The sequence below is a fragment of the Rhizobium sp. N621 genome (assembly GCF_001664325.1).
GTDB classification, from domain to species: Bacteria; Pseudomonadota; Alphaproteobacteria; order Rhizobiales; family Rhizobiaceae; genus Rhizobium; species Rhizobium esperanzae.
This window is the reverse complement of the sequence record NZ_CP013497.1, coordinates 406,904-425,944: the sequence shown is the minus strand read 5'-3', so window position 1 is coordinate 425,944 and position 19,041 is coordinate 406,904. Positions and strand designations below refer to the sequence as shown.

At 54.7% G+C, this 19,041-nt stretch carries 12 protein-coding genes and 4 pseudogenes; 9 read left to right on the top strand and 7 right to left on the bottom strand.

Annotation, left to right across the window (positions count from 1 at the left end; translation table 11 throughout):
- Positions 1–607: 607 nt before the first annotated feature.
- Positions 608–1,719 (top strand): annotated as a pseudogene (gene nolL / locus AMK00_RS24595) (nodulation factor fucose acetyltransferase NolL).
- Between the two features lie 1,679 nt (positions 1,720–3,398).
- The gene (locus AMK00_RS24590) at positions 3,399–3,884 is read left to right on the top strand and encodes a NifX-associated nitrogen fixation protein (protein WP_004677039.1); all 486 of its coding nucleotides are present in this window, start codon (positions 3,399–3,401) and stop codon (positions 3,882–3,884) included.
- A 365-nt stretch (positions 3,885–4,249) separates the two neighbouring features.
- Here the strand turns inward: AMK00_RS24590 and AMK00_RS24585 are convergent.
- The 4 genes and pseudogenes from AMK00_RS24585 to AMK00_RS33470 all read right to left on the bottom strand — a co-directional run.
- Positions 4,250–4,732: pseudogene (locus AMK00_RS24585) on the bottom strand (IS3-like element ISRel21 family transposase); the annotation flags it as partial.
- A 108-nt stretch (positions 4,733–4,840) separates the two neighbouring features.
- On the bottom strand, positions 4,841–6,988 hold the full coding sequence (locus tag AMK00_RS24580) for a peptidase domain-containing ABC transporter (protein WP_004676279.1): 2,148 nt from the start codon (positions 6,986–6,988) through the stop codon (positions 4,841–4,843).
- Between the two features lie 27 nt (positions 6,989–7,015).
- Entirely contained in the window at positions 7,016–8,101 is a 1,086-nt protein-coding gene (locus AMK00_RS24575) for an HlyD family secretion protein (RefSeq protein WP_008533948.1), read from the bottom strand.
- Positions 8,102–8,215: 114 nt separating this feature from the next.
- A complete protein-coding gene (locus tag AMK00_RS33470) occupies positions 8,216–8,341 on the bottom strand; it encodes a hypothetical protein (protein ID WP_004676277.1) in 126 nt (41 codons plus the stop codon).
- Positions 8,342–9,069: 728 nt separating this feature from the next.
- Between AMK00_RS33470 and AMK00_RS33760 the strand changes: the two are divergent.
- Both AMK00_RS33760 and AMK00_RS24560 read left to right on the top strand, forming a co-directional pair.
- A pseudogene (locus AMK00_RS33760) lies at positions 9,070–9,431 on the top strand (Tn3 family transposase); the annotation flags it as partial.
- A gap of 454 nt (positions 9,432–9,885) precedes the next feature.
- Positions 9,886–10,988, top strand: a protein-coding gene (locus AMK00_RS24560) for an IS3-like element ISRel21 family transposase (RefSeq protein WP_085994809.1) whose coding sequence is annotated in 2 segments (ribosomal slippage) — positions 9,886–10,147 and positions 10,147–10,988 — 1,104 coding nt in all. Because the reading frame shifts where the segments join, the coding sequence is not laid out codon by codon here.
- A gap of 397 nt (positions 10,989–11,385) precedes the next feature.
- Here the strand turns inward: AMK00_RS24560 and AMK00_RS32735 are convergent.
- Positions 11,386–11,928 (bottom strand): hypothetical protein, encoded by a 543-nt coding sequence (locus AMK00_RS32735; RefSeq protein WP_012489593.1) that lies wholly within the window; start codon positions 11,926–11,928, stop codon positions 11,386–11,388.
- A 354-nt stretch (positions 11,929–12,282) separates the two neighbouring features.
- Here AMK00_RS32735 and AMK00_RS24550 point away from each other — a divergent pair, with 354 nt between their 5' ends.
- Both AMK00_RS24550 and AMK00_RS24545 read left to right on the top strand, forming a co-directional pair.
- Positions 12,283–12,978 (top strand): DUF6875 domain-containing protein, encoded by a 696-nt coding sequence (locus tag AMK00_RS24550; protein WP_004677746.1) that lies wholly within the window; start codon positions 12,283–12,285, stop codon positions 12,976–12,978.
- A gap of 85 nt (positions 12,979–13,063) precedes the next feature.
- Positions 13,064–13,585, top strand: a complete 522-nt coding sequence (locus AMK00_RS24545; RefSeq protein ID WP_004677747.1) for an aminoacyl-tRNA deacylase — start codon at positions 13,064–13,066, stop codon at positions 13,583–13,585.
- A gap of 155 nt (positions 13,586–13,740) precedes the next feature.
- Here AMK00_RS24545 and AMK00_RS31505 read toward each other — a convergent pair.
- Positions 13,741–14,485: pseudogene (locus AMK00_RS31505) on the bottom strand (transposase); the annotation flags it as partial.
- Between the two features lie 900 nt (positions 14,486–15,385).
- Between AMK00_RS31505 and AMK00_RS24530 the strand changes: the two are divergent.
- The 3 genes from AMK00_RS24530 (at position 15,386) to AMK00_RS31500 (ending at position 17,900) form a co-directional block, all read left to right on the top strand.
- Complete coding sequence (locus tag AMK00_RS24530) at positions 15,386–16,411, top strand: LLM class flavin-dependent oxidoreductase (RefSeq protein ID WP_012489592.1); 1,026 nt, start codon at positions 15,386–15,388, stop codon at positions 16,409–16,411.
- Between the two features lie 151 nt (positions 16,412–16,562).
- Entirely contained in the window at positions 16,563–17,471 is a 909-nt protein-coding gene (gene nodD3 / locus AMK00_RS24525) for a transcriptional regulator NodD3 (RefSeq protein ID WP_004677763.1), read from the top strand.
- Between the two features lie 81 nt (positions 17,472–17,552).
- Entirely contained in the window at positions 17,553–17,900 is a 348-nt protein-coding gene (locus AMK00_RS31500) for a hypothetical protein (protein ID WP_012489591.1), read from the top strand.
- Here the strand turns inward: AMK00_RS31500 and nodD2 are convergent.
- Positions 17,880–18,836 carry a transcriptional regulator NodD2 gene (nodD2, locus tag AMK00_RS24520; RefSeq protein ID WP_004677768.1) on the bottom strand — a complete coding sequence of 319 codons (957 nt, stop codon included), beginning with the start codon at positions 18,834–18,836 and terminating at the stop codon, positions 17,880–17,882. The genes AMK00_RS31500 and nodD2 overlap by 21 nt on opposite strands.
- Positions 18,837–19,041 lie beyond the last annotated feature (205 nt).

The window sequence follows — 19,041 nt, the reverse complement described above, 5'->3', positions numbered from 1 at the left end:
GCGATACTCATCCATACCGCAGATGCGTGTCATTAGGAGCATGAATTTTACAATGGTGAGGCTGCCATATAGGACACGTTGGGCGGCGGATCTAATGGAGCAAATCTCCAGCGTCTGGGGGTTGCGCTGGGGTGCCGATCCACACCCAAGCGCCGGTAGGTGATAGACGATACCCACAGCGGCTAGGAGCCATTGAATCGGCAATATGTTCTTTTGATACGGTGTCGCGCAAGTTTGGCATGGAGAATCATATGCAATCGCAACAATAGCCGAGTGCAGAGTCAAGCAGCGCTACTTGCATACGCGCAAATGTCCGTTAGAAGATTTCGACGACGTGGCAGCCCAAGCAGTTGCGCGGCAGCGAGTTTAGGCGGGGCGTACGTTGCGGCGAAAAACAGCCAATGGACACGCCGAAAACGGCTACTGGGCCTAAGTCGCCACGGTCGCCCTGTGAACTTGGAACCCAGGCAAATTGTATGACCGTTGGCCGTCGTTCAGCATGCCGAAGTCGGAGCGCTGATCGGAAGCTGGATTAGCCTGCATGATGAACGAGAGGTTGGAAAATGCCGCTTTCAAAGGCTCCCGTAGGCATCGTGAGATGTTGAGAATGCGAGCAAGAATTGTAGGTGGAAAGACAGTGCCTGAGGCGCCAGAGGCCGACGATCGCGATCTAGCTTTAGACTTCGCCAAAGGAATACTCATTGTCTTGGTGATTTTCGGTCACCTGATACAATATATCTTTTACGAGGGTGATGGCTTCTGGGATTCGGCATGCTTCAAATCGATCTACATGTTTCACATGCCTCTCTTTATGGCGATAAGCGGATATCTCTCTAGATCAGGGCTACTAGGCAAATCGTTCAGGCAAGCCATCGGTGATCGCGCGCTGCAGCTCCTGGTGCCGACGCTGTTCTGGTTCACCCTTTTGGAGGCAGTCAAATTGCTCATGTTTCCCCGGCCGCCGGACGCACCTGGCAACCTGTTGCAATTCATGCACGATTTCGTCGGCACATACTGGTTCATCTGGGCTGCGTTTGCTTCTTTTCTTTTGGTCAAACTTATTTCGATCTTCAACTCCGGGTCGGCACGCTCTTTGCTTGTCTCATCCATACTGGTCGCAGTTGCCCCCGTGACGTTTTCTATATTCCCTCTCATAAAGTACACCTATCCCTTTTTCTGCATGGGATTTTCATTTGCGCAGTCGAGAGATTGGTGGACGAGCATAATGCGGTATCATAAGCCACTCCTGATGATGTCCGCCTCTATCGCGGCTAGCTTGTGCTTCATGGCGTGGCGCGAGGACACCTATGTCTACAACAATCTCGCCTTAATCCAGGATCTGCAGTCGGCAAAAGATATCCTTCTGATGTTTTTTGGCTCGACAGTGGCCTCTGCAGTGATGATCGAGATTCTGCTTCAATCCTGGAAATTGGACGCTCGAACCGGGTGGTTCGCTTTATCGCCGTGGAAGTGGGGCAGAGCACGCTCGTGTTGTACCTGGTGCAGGCTACGGTATTCCGTCTCATGGATTTGATACATTACGGAGAACAATGGGCTCCCACAATGAGGTCTGGCGCGGCGGGAATTCTCGGGACGATGATCATTGCCGTAGCACTAGCAGTTCGCTGGAGCGTGCGCGACATTCCCTATCTGTCCCAGCTCATGCTTGGAACGCCACCCCGCCTCGTTCGTTTGCCGAGCAATCCTGCGAATAACTAGCGGTGTTCAATTCTCAACCTAAACTTCGTCAGCAAGCAAGCATGCCAAGGCACGCGTTAAGGGGCCCATTTTTAAAGGATCCTTTTGCACGAAGATCGGCTGAGGTCCGACTGATGTGCCAATCACGTATCGAGAATCCGCAAACCCCTCCGCGCCCAATGCTCCGCGACGACGCGGGCGCTTGACCCCCAGGGTATCGACTCCACCCTCTTTGAGGTTGCCAAAGATTCGGTTTGCTTCGCACTTGTTTGGGGTCCGCTTGCCGCCAGGTCCCGTTGTCCCTGCTAAAATCGCGAGCGTTCGCTAAGGTACCAGAAACGCTTTTCCGGCCTGTGCTAAGCAATGACCGGAAACAGCGAGTATCGCCTCAGCGGTCACACCGAGGCAGCACTGCTCCATGACGGCCGCTGCCACAGTCATCCTCTTGCCGGCGCCGACGGTACCGGCCAGCTAGGTCGTGCCGGCAGCATGATCCCCCGGGTGCCGTGTTCTGGTGCGGATAGAGAGTGAACGCGGCCGACGCACGCCGGCAACTTAAGATACACGCCGCCGAGGCGCCCAGGGGCTGGTTGTTGAAACGGTCCTAAAACCTTGCGGCCGGTCGATCCGGTGGGCATCGGACCAGGACCCGGCCCTGAAGGGCCATCTGATCTTCGTGAGCTTCCCCTTTGCCGGCTACGTCTAACAGCCGTTCACTGTGGAAATTCAGAGCGTTGTTGAGCTGTCGCCGGCGTCGCGGGGGCCTATGCCTGCATTCCATTTGCCCGCGGCATTCCCCCAAATGACGGCGCTAACTGTCGAGGAAGGGAGCTCCAGCCAGTGATGCATGCGGGTCTCGGAGTCCATCACTGGGAGGCGCTGTGATCGCCAAGCAAAGAAGATCGACCGGCTGCACCTCGGCAAGCGGCCGGACATTGCGCCCAATCCGCGAATTGAGAGCGGAGCGGCTTCGGCGGGTGTCATTTGTTGCTGACGTGGCCGGAGAATAGGTTCCGCCGCTGCACCGGGATGCCATTTCTTCGATCCCCACCGCGTCTTGTCCGGTTCACGACAACGTTGTCCTCGATCAATTCTTCATGGGCTAGCTAAGAAGCTGGAAACAATACAGATGCCGTGTTCCGAACCTCAGCGGAGGAGACTGGCATGAGTCTTGAACTCCCAGAACTACGCGGCGGGCAATCGCCTGGTGGAACGTGTGGCGTCCGGTCGAAGTCGATTTGAACCTTGAAGGGAAAATACATGGCAGGTCTGCATCAGTTCGCACGGAAAAGGGGGTATCGGCAAGTACACGGCCTCTCAAGATACTCTCACTGTCCTTGTCGACCTCGAAAAGCTGATTCCACCCCCCGCCTGATCCTCAATTCGAAAGCCCGAGACACGGTTTTACACCTGGCGGCGAATAGGTTGGTTGAGGGTGGAGTTCGCGGCGAAACCTACCGCCACTGGACTATCGCGACGGGAATCTCGCTTGTGAAGCGCTTTTCGTCAAGCCCGCCAGCGTTGCCCGCCGCTTGCCGTTGTTGTTGCGGCCGCCCCGTTTCGAGGGGCCATGTCATTCGTCCGGGCCAAGTTGCGTCGCCACAGGTCCCATCTGCCGCACCATTTTAAGGGATGGTGTTACCGGAAGCGGGTGTGGCCCTTAGTCAAACCGCATCCAACACTCAGGAGGATTTTAACTGATGTCAAACGTCACCCCTGTCCCCAACAATGCTCGATTAGATGAGAAAGATGCTCTCGCCACGCCTTTCATTAAGTGCCTCTTGCGTCTGATGCGTGCTCAAGACACCTTTGAATTGTGGCAAGAGAAATCGGACACCGATTTGCTCTGTGATTTCATCGTGACGAGGCAGCAGCGTAGGGCGATTCCTCTCATCGGGGGACCTGACCTAGAGGTGCAGTGGCGGCTTGAGATCTTCTATGCCGCCGTAGCACTTGCTATAGAGGAGCAGTCCGGACTGATGGCGTCACCGGTGTTGACTGTGAACCATGAGGGATTCGGTCGGATATTACTCACGGCGGGGCGGCTCGTAGTACTCTCGAAGACGCTCCGCGACGTACATCGATTTGGCTTCGACAACCTCCAAAAGCTCGCCGAGGCGGGAACTGGCCTGGTCGATAATGGCTTAACAACAATTAAGACCTATTCAGATGTAGCGCGCGTTTAAGTGCGGTTGAAACGGCTCATATAGGGCGGAATTCTTCGCTAATCTGCCCAGCAATCAAGCAATCCGGGGGTGTGCCCTAGCGTTCTTGGCGCGGGGGGGGGCGACATGGAGGAACCTGCATGACAGTGCGTTCACTACTCACTACGGCTCCTCTTTGGCTCCGGCGTATCTCACAAGCACTGATCAAGCGACGTGTATTGGCTGCGCCCCTTGTTTTCTGGTCTGCCAGTGTTCGGCAGGAAGGTAGGTGGTTGGCCTTCAAATGACCTGCCACTGAATTTTCATCCGGCGGCGATTAGAGCCTCGGCGGTCTTGAACCGCTCCCAAACGTTGGACCACCGGATGCTAGAGTTTTCCGGCTTCATTCAGGGAGGCGGGCTGGTTGCGCCTCCCGAATTCACCAACGAGATCGGCACCTTGTTGCCAATCGCACCATGAGGTCTTTCCTCATTGTAGTATCTACGCCAATCCTCCATCTTTTCGCGGGCATCCGCAAGGGTCAGGAACCAATGCTGGTTCAGGCATTCTGCACGGAAGCGGCCATTGAACGCTTCGATGAAAGCATTATCAGTCGGCTTGCCGGGGCGTGAGAAGTCCAACGTCACACCCTTGGAATAGGCCCACAGGTCCAAGTCGCGCGACACGAACTCGGTCCCTTGGTCGACACGGATCGTTTTCGGATAGCCGGCTTTTTGGCACACCCGTTCAAGGGTTTGCACAACGTCTTCGCCTCTATAGCTATGACGTGGATCAAGCACCGGCACGTAGCGCGAGAAGGTGTCGACCACCGTCAGCACGCGCAGTTTCTTACCCGTTGCGAGTTGGTCGTGAACGAAGTCCATCGCCCACGTTCCGATCACCGCCGCTTCAAGTTCACAGCCGACAATGTTGCCATGCTGCTTAACCGTGACGTTCACAACCGTTTTCAATCCTCGAGCCGACAGGGCCTACACGGATCACGACCTTGGCGCCCGCCATAATCGAGCGTAAGGGCCATCAGTTCTCACTAGGTCAGCGTGCTTTCCCTCCTCAATGACCCGCCCCTTGTCCAGGACCACAATATTGTCCGCCCCACGAACGGTGCTCAACCGATGAGTGATGACTATGATGGTCTTCCCAGCGCGAGACAGATCCTCAACAACCCGCAGCACAAATTCTTCGGCTGCCGAGTCCAGAGAGGAGGTCGCTTCGTCAAGGATTAGAACGTCGGGATCCCGGTACAGGGCCCGAGCCAATGCGAGGCGCTGCTTCTCACCTCCGGAGAGGCGAACCCCGTTCTCGCCCAGATGGGCCTGGAACCGCCCGGGCCAGCGCTCGATGCACTCCCGCAGTCCTATTCGATCACAGATGCGTACGATCTTATCGAACTCCGGTTCGAACTCGCCCAGGGCGATGTTCTCGATCACGGAACCGGAGAAGACGTCTATCGATTGCGGTACTGCAGCCATGACCTTGTGCAGTGATGCGCTCGAGAAATCCTGGAGGGCATATTGGCCGATCCGAATGCATCCATCCTCAAGCTGGTAGACATTCTGCAGCAGAGCCGCAAGGGTGCTTTTGCCCGAGCCGCTCTCACCCACGACGGCCGTCAACTCTCCTTGGCGAAAGGAGACGCTTAGATCGCTGAAAACCTCCGCCTGCGCGCCATAGCGGAATGTGACGTTCTCCAGGCGAATATCTCCGAGATCGGTCTTCGTAGCATCGATGCCGCTGCTGCTTGCCGACTCCAGTTCAAAGATCTCGAAAAGTCTATCCGCCGCGATAAACGCGTCTTGAACGATCCGGTTGGTCTGGATCAGGCGGGCGACCGGCCGGGTGATATAGCCAAGCAACGTATAGCAGGACAGCAATTCGCCGGGCGTGACGGCCTGTTCGAGCGCAAGCGTGGTTCCAAACCACATCAGCACGATGGTGAACAGGACCGACAGCAACGTCGAGGCGTTGTCGCCGCAGATTGAGATCAGCCCGGAGCTGTAGACGGAATGCAGCATCTTTACGAAGCGGGTCTCCATTTTGAAGTTTGCGAAGCTCTCGACGCCGGAAGTCTTAATGGTGGAGACAGCTCCGAGTGATTCTACCAGTTGCGCCTCGAGTTTGGCGTCATTTTCCATGATGACTCGTTGGAGATTTCGATTCATCCGATTGATGGCCCAATATACCAGGATGTACATTGGAATGGCGAGCGCCACGATCAAAGCAATATTCCAGGAATAGATGAACATCATTCCGAACGAGAACAGTATCATTAAAATGTCAACAAACATGTTTATCGAAACGTCGTTCAGGAAGCTCCTGATTTTCACAGCGTCGTTCATGCGCGACACGATTTCTCCCATGCGCATGCTATCGAAGAACTTCTGGGGCAGGGCCAGGATGTGATTGTAATAGCCGAGGATCAAGCATACGTCGATCTTCTGCCCCGTCTGCAGGACGAGTCGGCCTCTTAGGAGGTTGATCAGGATCTGTATCGCTAGGATCAGCAGCATTGCGATGCTCATCAAGTTGAGCAGGTTGCGGTTTCCCGCTGGGATCACGTGATCAACGATCTTCTGAACGTAGATCGCCGTCGAGAGACTGAGGACGGTCGTCACAAGAGCGCCGACGAGAGCCTGCGCCATCACCGTGCGGTGTGGCGCGAGTAGGCGGGCGAATCGGGCGAGGGGCGACGTGGTCTCGTCTCGACGATTGAATGTGTCTGCCGGAACCAGCAAAACCAGAACGCCGGTCCATTGCTCCATGAATTCCTGATGCGGCACTTTGCAGATTTCGCCCAAGGCAGGGTCCATGACGATGACCCACTTGGCGTCGATCGCATGGACCACTACGAAATGGTGCAGGTCCTCCTTGACGACGTGCGCGATAGCGGGCTTGGGGATCTTGTACAGGCTGTCGAAGCCACCTTTGACGCCTTTCGCGATGAAGCCCAGCTTCTGCGCCGCTTCCGTGAGCCCCAGCACACTCGTACCGGAGCGGTCGGTCGACGCATACTGGCGGATGCGCGCCAATGGCAACTTGTAGCCATAGAAGGCTGCGACAGATGCGAGGCTGGCGGCGCCGCAATCCGTGATGTCACGCTGTTTGAACTTAATGGCCTTACTCGACATGGAGGCTCGCTGGCTGTTGGGACAATATTAGCGCCCCGCCAGCATCGGGTTGAGCCAATCGTCTGCCTCGTCGTAGAGCAGTTGCAGGAGAGTGCGATTGGCCAACAGAAAGCGAGCCCGCACGGTCATGCCTTTCTTCAGGTGGCCGATGGCCCCGCTTTTCAGCGCGAGTTCGCTGCGAGAGAGCGCGCACTGGACCTTGAAGACCGGGTTCCCGTCATGCAGAGTGAAGTCCTGCGCCACCTCGACCACCCTTGCTTTGATGACACCCCATTGGTTGTAGTTAAAGGCATCCACTTGGAGCCGCACCGGCTGACCAGGCTGCACAAAGCCAATGTCGTTGGGGGAGACGTAGATTTCCGCCACCAGATCGTCGTTCGGCGAGATCCAACCAACGGTTTGCCCGCTCTGCACGTAGCTTCCGTGCGCGAGGCCGGAGAACTGCTCGAGAGCACCCGATACTGGGGCGCGGATGCGGTGCAGGTCCCGTTCGTGCTCGAGCTGATGCAAGGTGGCCGTGAGTTCCTTTAAGCGCAGGTTAGCATCAAGGAGCTTCTGGTTCCAATCAGCGGTTTTGCGTCGCACGAGGATCTCGCCTTGGACCTCGATATTTTGGAGAGCGAAAGCCTTCTCGTCAACGGTCTTCGCCGGCGCCGCAGCAGCCGAGACAAGTCGCTTTGCGCGGTCGAGTTCCGCCGCGGCGTTACTGCGCGCATTTTGGTTCTCGCGCAGCAAGTTGAGAAAATGCACCCTTTCAGCCGTCGCGGATTCGGTTTGGAGGGGGGGCGAGACGCTGAGCCTTGCGCCGGAAGAAATCAGCGTTTGGAAGTCATGGGCAAGATCGCTCTTGGCATGAATGTCGGCTAAAACCCCGCTGAGCTTTTCCTCGATTACATGATCGTCAAAGGCGATTATTTCCTTCCCCTTAGCAACGACATCGTTCTCAAAGGCAAGGACACGGGAGATGCGTCCGGAGACGGGCGCTATCAGGGGCGTCTTCTCCACGATCGGGCGAATAGTACCGACACTCTGCATGGAGACCGGTATGGTAACGAGTGGCAGTGAGCCAAATGCCGCGGCGACGAAGAGCAAGATCGCCCTATAAATGCTCAAGGATCGTCCTGATCGTCGCGCCAGTATGCTTTCTGCGGTGCAGCTGGCCGTTTCAGCAGAAAGGGGAACTGCTAGTCTGTAGTCACTAGGAGCCATCGAGAGCCAGCTCGCTTATCAACCAAACAAGTGTCCGTAACGTCGCAAAAACAAGTAAACCCAAAAATACCAACCTCCGGAGGTTTCAGCTGCTTCTTGAGGGGTTAATTCGGTTACACGATAGGCTGCCATGTTGTTCATCATTGGTGTCTCCGTTCAGAGCTGGATTGAGAAGATGCCAAGGCCCCCGTTGGGAGCTCCTAGCGGCGCGCAACAAAAAGGTTCAAGATTCGTGCCAATGCAGAAGGAGCGAAAAGCATCAGAAAACTGTTCTGTATGTTATTCAATGGCTGCCCTAGAGCGCCGAGACGTGCCAAACCGCACATCACGCTGTCGCAAGCACGACAAACCGAGTAGGGTTCTGAATGAACGTCCTGAACAGGATCGACAGCTCCAAAGTTCGGTGGCGACGGTACAGTTGAGACTCGGCGCTCAGTAAGCGCGCCCCCATCCGCGTAGCCCCCATCGAGTTTGCCGTCGATTTTTGTTGCTGCTGATTCACTCTGAAACCTGGTGAATTGTTAGTGGCCCTCCGCACGATAGTGGGCGCGGATGCGCCGCTTGGTGCCGCGGGCCTTGTCCCTATTGGCAGATGCTATGGCCGGATGTGTCAAGTAAAAGATCCACCGGATGCGAAAAGAAACACGAGACCTATTGGGCAATGCTTGGGCGGGTCCCGACGCTATGGCGATCTCAGACCTGCACTTGTTCCGGCCCAGGCTGTGGCCGACAGCGATCGTCTCGCGGGGCCGTTGCGACAGGAGGATAGCTGGCAAATCTCAAGCTCACCTCGACATCCGGTTACGCGAGCTTGGCCGCGCCAGCTCGGGCTGTTACGATTCCGGGCGGCTCGATTGCGAAGGCGACGTCCAGACGTGGATGCTGCGACTGGCTTCTGCGAAGCATTCAGTCATCTGCGTACAGGAGCGCCCTGCGATGAACGTCATCCTCGCAGAAGAGACTAGCTTTGGCCTGCGCATGATGGCCGATGCCACAGACACCCACACCTTGTGGGTGTTAATCCGTGTTCGACAGTGGCATGTCGAGAGCGAAGCCTACGACCGGGCGCTAGCCAGGGTGGTCGAGGCGCAGGCGGGGTTACCGATCCATGGGCACTCCGGCTTCGAGCGACGGCCTATTATTTGCCGCCACAGCGCAAGGCGACGCCCTGGTAAACGTGAAATACGGCAGGATGCTAGGCCTTCAGGCCTACAGCCAGGTCTCGGATCGATACGGGTCGATCCGTCTGTCGTCCTCGTCGATCAGACGCTTGAGCCATTCCAGCGCCGCGATGGCGGACCCGATGTGCTGCATTATTCCGGAATTCGAGCAGGCTCAGCAGCCTCGGCAACATGCGTGGATAATGAAATGCCGTAGGAGGAACGTGGCACCGCCTGGGCTCGCTGCTTAGGAACCGCCAGTCTTGTATTTGCGGACCAGAGCCGAAAGTATCGCCTGTTCGGCAATTTCGGCACCGCTCCGTCGAGGGCCTTGATCGCGGACCCGGCGATGCGAGCCAAAAGGCGCTCCTCGCTGGCCCCTTTTCAATTTCTTGGCGATCGAGGCGACGACCCTACGTTCCCATTCGCCACCATCTTGTGCACTTTGATCTGAACCCTTCAAACTGGACCAGTTTTGGTTAGAGTTTTCCGGTGCATTTTCCTGGCTGGGAAAGGGACCAGAAGACGATGAAAGCGTCGCAGTTTTCGGACGCTCAGAAGGCGTTCATTCTGAAGCAAGGTGATGAAGGCGTGTCGGTTGCTGAAATCTGCAGGAAGGCGGGGATCAGCCAGGCGACTTATTTCAACTGGAAGAAAAAATACGCGGGCATGCTGCCACCGGAGATGAAGAGGCTGAAACAGCTCGAGGACGAGAATTCGCGCCTGAAGAAGATCGTCGCGGATCTGACGCTGGACCGCGAGATGTTGCAGGATGTCATCCGCCGAAAGCTCTAAGGCCTGCTCGGAAGCGGGAGATGGTGAAAGGCATGTGCTGCGATTGGGCGATCTCGATCCGACGTGCTTGTGGAGCGTTGAACTTCGATCGATCAACTCACCACTATACCTCTCGCCGTGCTGATCAGGCCGGTCTGGAACGTCGTATTCGCGAGATCTGCGAGATCCGTGTGCGGTACGGCTATCGCCGCGTGCATGTGCTGTTGGAACGCGAGGGTTGGGGCACCAACATCAAGCGAACCTACCGCATTTACAGGGACTTGGGGCTACAGTTGCGGAACAAGACACCGAAGCGGGGGGTAAAAGCCAAGCTTCGCGAGGATCGGCACATGGCCGTCGGACCCAACGACGTCTGGGCGATGGACTTCGTTCACGACCAACTCGCAACGGGTAAGAAACTGCGCGTGCTGACGGTGGTCGACACCTTCTCGCGCTACGTGCCGGTGCTTGATCCACGTCATAGCTATAGAGGCGAAGACGTTGTGCAAACCCTTGAACGGGTGTGCCAAAAAGCCGGCTATCCGAAAACGATCCGTGTCGACCAAGGGACCGAGTTCGTGTCGCGCGACTTGGACCTGTGGGCCTATTCCAAGGGTGTGACGTTGGACTTCTCACGCCCCGGCAAGCCGACTGATAATGCTTTCATCGAAGCGTTCAATGGCCGCTTCCGTGCAGAATGCCTGAACCAGCATTGGTTCCTGACCCTTGCGGATGCCCGCGAAAAGATGGAGGATTGGCGTAGATACTACAATGAGGAAAGACCTCATGGTGCGATCGGCAACAAGGTGCCGATCTCGTTGGTGAATTCGGGAGGCGCAACCAGCCCGCCTCCCTGAATGAAGCCCGAAAACTCTAGCATCCGGTGGTCCAACGTTTGGGAGCGGTTCAGAAATTCTCAGTGGCAGGTCAGACGCCGGATGAAAATTCAGTGGCAGGTCACACTGTCTCGACCAAGAGATGGAGGACCGCGTCAGCGGTTTCCGCCTCGCCTAAAAAGATAGCGTAAATGCCAAGGTGATAAGGCTGAGGATGCCGCCGAACTTCCCGCGCAGTTTCTTGGCCGAAACGACGATACAGCCGCTCCCCCTAGCAGCGCCTGCACCGGCCGTCAGGCCGGTTAAGCGAAGCGGGTTACCTCGATGAAGCTTGTTTACGGAGGAAACATTTGATTGATGAAAGGATAAACGCGCGCGAGACCGGCTTCTTACTTTTGCTTTCCCACAATAAAACTCGCTAAAATTTCCTGGCTTTTCGATCGACTCTCTTTTGAGAGGAACCCACAGGTGCCCCAGAAGACGCTGGCGATTTATCAATAGATGAAGAACTTGCCGTTGCCATCCCTTCCTCAGGAAGCGTAGCTACTTGAGCGGCACTGTCAATCGCTCTACGGCAGTCATCAAGGAAGTCAGCTATATATTCATTGACATAGACAACCAACGGCTCCTTTGGAACAACAATCAGACGCCGTTTGTCCGTTTTATCCCGAGTGATGTCGATGAACCCACGCAAATGCGCTGCCTCGACATACTTTTGGCAAACAGTCTGGTTTTTGAAAGGCAGATAGCGACACGCCTGCATCTTCGTCATGGGTTTGTTATTGGCGTCCATATGATATACTTTAAGCATCAATCCAAGAATATTCCTCAGGAATAGTTTTTCTTCGGAATTTTCGCTAACGAGATCTGACAAAAACGAGTCAATTTTCTCAAGCTTATGCTTTACGCCGACGTCGATCTGTTCTGGCGTATATATTTCTCTTCGTGTTGTCTTCGCCACGGCCACGCCTCTGCGCAATGGGTCGTTCTGTTTTCACCCAAAGCCTGTTACCGGATCCCATCGCGGCGACATTTATCATATGTATGTCTTCATAACTACGACGAATATGAGAATTTGCGGGCGGTCGTGAGACTAACCTTCGTCGTGCACGAGCCCCCGCTCTTGTTTTCACATCCATTTAAAAAAACAGTTACACAAGTGTAACTACGAGTGCTACCAAAAATTCGGGAGCTTCGCTTCCGATGGAAGGTCGGTCTCTTGATTGGCCCCCGACCAGCTCGCCCGCCGCCCGAGCTGGCATGCAAGAGCCCGACCTTCCGTTTTGCACGTGGCTTTTCGAACCAGGGATCCGAAATGAATAAAGAAATTTGGAAAGATTACAGCCAACCTTTCGGGACGATTGGTCCATTGATGACAGTGGGCGAAATTCTGGAAAAGAATATTGATGCGGGATACAACGCCTATGATGAGTATGCAAACGCAGCTCTTCAGAAATTTGCTCGGTATGCCTCAGAATTCCTCTCCAATCCACATCCTCATTTAGGTCGGGACGGGAGCGTTTGCCCTTTCGTTCCCGAGGCTCTGACGAAGGGGCTTTTACGGGTTGCCGCGTCGCAAGCTGTTGCAGTTGACGAAATCGAAAACGATTTGGCGCGTATGCTCGCCGTCTTCAGCCAGATGAAACCCGTAAAGTCCTTCAACGATCGAACGGGCGACTGGATCTATAAGGCCATTATCATTGCCCTTCCTGGAATACAGGATGAAGGAGAGATTATCAGGATTGGTCAACTGCAAAAACGGCTGAAGCCCGACTTCATTCAGGAAGGTTTCATGATCGGTGAATTTTATCCAGGTTGCCCGGAGCCCGGTTTGCACAACAGGATGTTTCGACCGCTCGACACAACGGTTCCAGCCTTGGCTATTCGGCATATCACCAAATATGATGCTCCTTTCATGCTCGATAGCGATAAGTGCCTGGAGGCTTACTTCAGTATTTTTGGGAACGAGGGTCGCCGCCGCATTAGGCAGCTTTTGGAGCGAACCGCCTGAAACTTACTCGCAAGAGGGCTGTACTCGCAGTCGCTGAAACAGCTATCCTCGATCGTCCTACCAGGTGAACCGGAAGGAAACGACTATGTTGGACGTTCATCCGAACGTACTTGCTGAACTGCACCAGATCGGAGCGTCGACGGTACGATTGTGGCGCTATAGTGAGTTCGCCACCCCTATTACATCTCCTTCCGATTTAGCCTCCGCTATCGGCGTTCCCGTGGGGCGCGTTGCAAAGACGATGATTATTGCCGAGCAGAAAGCGAACGATGTGATGCGCCGGTCTCATCCTGCGCGCCACCTTTGTGCCGTTTTGCTGCCATCACCTTCAAAGATTGACATGAAAGCGGTTGCTGGCACGTATGGATGGAAACGAGCCGAGCTTGCTCAGAAAGAACAGGTACTCGATCTCTTCGGCTACCCGTCAGGAAGCGTATCACCATTCGGTCTCCAGAAGATCGCTGTACTGATCGACACCGCCCTTTTTTCTTATCCTACCGTAGTCACAGGTGCGGGCAAGGTTGGAGTCGAGCTTGAGATCGACACAAGCATGCTTTGGAAGATCGGGCAGCCGTTACAGACGCGTGGACGGGCCAGTCAAACCTAACGCCTCGTCACCTTTCATAGAGATGCCGTGAGGTAGGTTATTTCTTCGGGAAAGGAAATGCGGTTCCACGTAACGGCGCCTCGATTAGAGAATGAGGGTTCAATACGTATGTTGCGTAATCGGACTCATAGTGCGCACTATAACGAAAATCGTCACACCCGTCCCAACGTCTGCACGACATCTTCACCTCGATAGCTGTGAGGCGGATCAAGCGCGGGAACATAGCGTGAGAAGGTGGCGACCACCGTCAGGACCCGCAGTTTCTTTCCGGTTGCGAGCTGGTCGTGCACGAAGTCCATCGCCCACACGTCATTTGGTCCGACAGCCATTTGCCGATCCTCGCGAAGTTTCGCCTTAACACGGCGCTTCCGAGTCTTATTCCGCAGCTGCAGTCCCAAGTCCCTGTAAATGCGATAGGTTCGCTTGATGTTGGTGCCCCAACCCTCGCGTTCCAAAAGCACATGCACGCGACGATAGCCGTAGCGCACCCGCGCTCACAGGTCTAGACCGGCCTCGGCGCGGCGAGAGATGTAGTGATCGGTCGACCGATCGAAGTTCAACGCGCCACAGGCACGCCGGATCGAGATCGCCCAATCGCGGCACATGACACCACCTCCCGCTACCCCTCAGGCCTTAGAGCTTTCGGCGGATGGCGTCCTGCAGCATCTCACGGTCCAACGTCAGATCCGCGACGATCTTCTTCAATCGCGAATTCCCGTCCTCAAGCTGCTTGCGCCTCTTCATCTCTGGCGGCAACATGCCGGCGTACTTTTTCTTCCAGTTGAAGTAAGTCGTCTGACTGATCCCCGCCTTGCGACAAATCTCCGCGATCGAGACGCCCTCATCACCCTGCTTCAAAATGAACGCCTTCTGAGCGTCCGAAAACTGCGATGCCTTCATCGTGTTCCGTTCCTTTTCCCAGCCAGGAAAATGCACCGGAAAACTCTAACCAAAATTGGTCCAGTTTGAAGGGTTGAGAGCAATTTCCCTATCGTAAAACCTGTGATCCTATGAAGTTAAGATGGGGAATGTTAAGGACATACAACAGCGTGCACGAAAGACGCGGAAGCCAACTGCGTCACATCTATTTCTGGTATCGGCGCTGTTGCGCTGCGGCCAAAACCGCACTGGCTCCTGATCCTTCCACCTTCGGAAGGGGCCGTGATCTCGCCTGGGTCGACCGTATGCTAGTTCGATCAGCAACCCTTTGACGGTGAAGATTCCTGGTTATTCACCTGGTGGATCAATGCCATACAAACAATCAATTTTACGAAGCCATGGGATGTTATTAAACACCTCGATTATGAATTGGGGACCCCATGATGTTGCTCCACCGAGAGCAGCCGAGGGCAAGGTCACAGACCTGGCCGGTAAATGGAGACGAACATGGCCAACGTGGAACTGCAGAAGGCGCTCTCGTCTGCCAATCAAGCGCCGAGACATAGCTCTGGGTCCTTTCTTCGCCTACTGCAGGAGCCTCGTCGCATTAAACCGAATACCAGCTTTAACACATTTGGGTCGCCACAAAAGCTGAACAACCACTATCCGATCTTGCCAATCCTTGGCTTCTCAAAAGTGAACGGAGCTGTGGGTATGCGAGATGGGGTGTTACCCACCGCGAAGTCATACATGAATACGAATGATTCAATGTCATTTCAACGTGAGCATTATGATTAGCTCATCGGCGTCAGCATCGTTTTTTAGAACCAGCAGCTTTTCGATGATTCCTGGCGAAAGACATCGGGGCCACCCTCCGGTCTTGGTCACCGAAAATTCGCCGCCAAACTTGGAGACATTTAAATGACAAACTCTCTTCCCGCAAAGCTGATGGTTGGTATCTTCGACCATTTGGACGAAGACGGAAGGGAGATTGGGCGCCAGTATGAAGATCGGATGAAGTTGGCAGAGGTCTGCGATCGCCTTGGCTTTTATGGATATCACGTCGCAGAGCACCACTGTACTCCCCACGGCAGAGGACCTTCGCCGAATCTATTTCTAGCAAGCGTAGCTCAGCGCACGCAGCATCTTCGTCTCGGTCCTTTGGTTATGCTGTTGAACCTTTATCATCCGTTACGTGCGTTTGAAGAAATTTGCATGCTGGATCATCTGAGCGGTGGCAGGCTCGAGTTGGGCATGGGGCGCGGCTCCTTACCAATCGAATGGAGCTTTTTCGGTATTGATGAGGAGGTGGCGACATCGCGCTATCTCGAAGCCAGCGAGATCGTCATCCAAGCGATGAAGGAAGGAGCTCAGGCTCTTTCCTACAAAGGCGACCACTTTGAACTAGACAAAGTCCCGTTGATGTTGCGGCCACATCAACGTCCTCAGCCTCCGACATGGATTACAACCAGTCGTCCTGAGGTTGCGCGCTGGGCGGCTGAGAACGATACAAATCTTGCCTGCGGGGGCCCTGCTTCTGCTGTTCGCCAGATCACTGATGCCTACCGAGCACACGAGAGACGTACCGCCGGGGACAGGAAACGGGCGCCGTTCCTTGGGTTGGTCCGAATGGTGGTGGCCGGCAGCACGACGAAGCATGCCATTTCGCTCGCGGCCCCGGCTTATCAACGGTGGCTTCGGAGCTTTAGGTTTCTGTACGAGATTAACGGGATACAGACTCCTCAGAACCTCCCGCCGGATTTTGATGCAGCAGTAGACTGTCAGTTGTGCGTAGTTGGTACTGCTGCTTCAGTTAGGCAAGATCTTCTCGATCATGTCGAGGAAGCAGGTGCTAATTATCTTCTTTGCCAGCTGGCGTTTGGTGATTTGCCATTGGAGGCTTCCTATTACACTGCAACGAGCGTTCACTCTGGAGTTATGGCTTAATCTGGACTGGCCTCAGGTTGCTTTCCGATCACAGAGATTAAGTCTCTGTGGCCGCGCCCTCAAATCGATTGAGGAGCGTCAAGGCGAATTCAGCCATCGCCGTAGGAACAGCCATTGTGGAATGGGCTGCACTATTGGATAGTTAAAAGATATGCGATTTAAGGGCCTCGATCTAAATCTCCTTGTCGCGCTCGATGCACTAATGATTGAGCGCAACCTTACTGCGGCGGCACGTAGCATTAATCTGAGCCAGCCCGCAATGAGTGCAGCTGTCCGCCGGCTCCGCTCCTATTTCCGCGATGAACTATTTACGATGCGTGGTCGTGAGTTCGTTCCAACTCCGCGTGCGGAAGACCTCGCGCCTGCGATTCGTGAGGCTTTACAGCATATTCGGCTCAATATCATACCCTGGGATAAATTTACTCCTGATCAATCAGATCGTCATTTCCGAGTAAGCTTATGCGATTTCGTTACAGTTGTTCTTTTTCAGAAGATACTGGAGCGTCTTGCGCGGGAAGCACCCGGCATTAGTTTTGACTTGCTGCCTCTTACTGACAATCCAGACGAGCTTTTGCGACGCGGCGACGTAGACTTCCTTATTAGCCCACCGCTATTCATGTCGAGCGCGCACCCTAAGATAGATCTATTTCAGGAACGACTGACTTGCGTCGGCTGCAGTAATAACAAACAACTTGAGGAAGCCCTTACTGCCGAGGAGTATTCTTCAATGGGGCACGCGGTAGTTAGGTTCGGTCGGACGCAGCAGCCTACCATAGAAGATTGCTTCTTGCAGGAGCATGGCCTCAAGAGGCGGGTCGAAGTCGTTGTTTCAAGCTTTAGCATGATCCCCGCCGCCCTAATGGGCACCGATCGCATCGCAACCGTTCCGTTACGACTAGTTGGGCTTTTTGAGGACACGATACCATTGCGGATGACTGCGCCCCCGATAGCGCTGCCGACATTCACCGAGGCAGTCCAATGGCCGGTACTTCACGACAAAGATCCGGCAAATATCTGGATGCGAGATATAATGGTTCAGGAGGCAGCGCGATTGCCGTGACCATCCTGAAACCTAGGAAGCTGGGCTGCATTGGGAGCGACGACCCGCGACGCGGCCGATTAGCTGAAGACGGCACCACCTGTGAGTGACCCGCAGGCCATTTTATCGACGAAGCTGAGCGCTACGCCCGTCGCCGATCGGCCGCCCTTCGGACGATTGCGCGACGTGCTGTCTAGCACCTTCGGCGGCAAATCGAAGGGTGCTGGGGGACCACAATTGCTCCGCACCGCAACCCGCCGCTACCGCCGCAAATACAGCAACCCAAAACCGTCGGAGCGAACTCAAAACTGGATAAAACTTGGGGGCAAGGTCAGCGGCCTTCCCCGGATGGATACCTTTGAAAAGCCTCTTTGGTGGCTGTTGAACTTATTCGGGCTCGGGCGGATCTTACTCAAGCAGGAACCTTGGTCAGGAACCGGATTGTTGTAGCAACCCATGTATTTTAGGTGCGTTGGAGGACATCATACGGGAAGCTTCCTCAACCAATATCTCCCTGAACCAGATGCTCCCTGGATCGGCATTATGGAGCGCTGGCCATTGAACAGCTTCTGTGAAGACGGGGAGCGGTAACGGAAGGTTGATGATCCGCAAAGGGAAAGTACTTTCGTAATGCTCGACTAAGCGAAGCGGTAGGTTAGCTATGCGGTTCGTGCCACGCAGGACTGGTGGTATTAAGCTAAACCCTTGCACGACGACCTCCACCCGCCTCTGAATACCATTCTCGAGCAAGAACCAGCCCTCGACCGATGGCTTCAAAAAGCGCCCAAACGCGGCAGCGACGTGTCCCGTGGAGACATATTGCTCGATCGTCAGCGCTGAAGGTAGGTCCACATTTGTCGAACAGGCTACACATACAAACTTCTCTGTGAACAGTTTTGCGCTCGGGTGTGCGCCCGAGAGAAAAAATTCAGGCACGATGAGGAAGTCGACGTCACCGCGGCTAAGCATCTCGTACGGATCACTATCCAAAGGCAGCAACTCAAAGCTGACTGCGGGCGCTTCTCGAGCAACTCGCTCAATGATTTTATTGAAGTATATCAGCATCATGAAATCGGACAGAACTATTCTAAAGCATCTGTCAGACTTCGACGGGTTAAACGGCTCCCAAGAGATGATTGAGCATTGTACCTGCAAGAGAGTTTCACGCACTGCCGAGGCAAGTCCTTCGGCACGGGGCGTCAGCCGAAGTTCTCGACCATTCATTGTAAACAATTCGTCGCGGAAATAGTCCCGAAGCCTACCAATGGCGGCACTCATTGCTGGTTGACTTAGATTGATACTACGTGCGGCAGCCGTTAGGTTGCGCTCGGTCGTGAGCGCATCCAATGCAACGAGCAGGTTTAGATCAAGGCCCTTGAAACGCATCTTTAGTCACATCCAAACAACGGATATTTTATATCCAAACAATCGATTTTTCCAGTACAGAACCTTCCAGCATAGATCCAATGAAGGTTCGTCAAAAAGGCTTAGGTTAGTTTGGTGATCAATTAAGTAGGCCGCATAGTTACGATAGACGTTATAGTTGCAGATAATCCACTTTAAATATCGAATGGCACCTTAGCAATAGGCG

Coding starts and splice junctions, on each gene's coding strand:
- AMK00_RS24590 (WP_004677039.1), top strand. CDS start 3,399: ATGTCAAACGTCACCCCTGTCCCCAACAATGCTCGATTAGATGAGAAA.
- AMK00_RS24580 (WP_004676279.1), bottom strand. CDS start 6,988: ATGTCGAGTAAGGCCATTAAGTTCAAACAGCGTGACATCACGGATTGC.
- AMK00_RS33470 (WP_004676277.1), bottom strand. CDS start 8,341: ATGATGAACAACATGGCAGCCTATCGTGTAACCGAATTAACCCCTCAA.
- AMK00_RS24550 (WP_004677746.1), top strand. CDS start 12,283: ATGAATAAAGAAATTTGGAAAGATTACAGCCAACCTTTCGGGACGATT.
- AMK00_RS24545 (WP_004677747.1), top strand. CDS start 13,064: ATGTTGGACGTTCATCCGAACGTACTTGCTGAACTGCACCAGATCGGA.
- AMK00_RS24530 (WP_012489592.1), top strand. CDS start 15,386: ATGACAAACTCTCTTCCCGCAAAGCTGATGGTTGGTATCTTCGACCAT.
- nodD3 (WP_004677763.1), top strand. CDS start 16,563: ATGCGATTTAAGGGCCTCGATCTAAATCTCCTTGTCGCGCTCGATGCA.
- nodD2 (WP_004677768.1), bottom strand. CDS start 18,836: ATGCGTTTCAAGGGCCTTGATCTAAACCTGCTCGTTGCATTGGATGCG.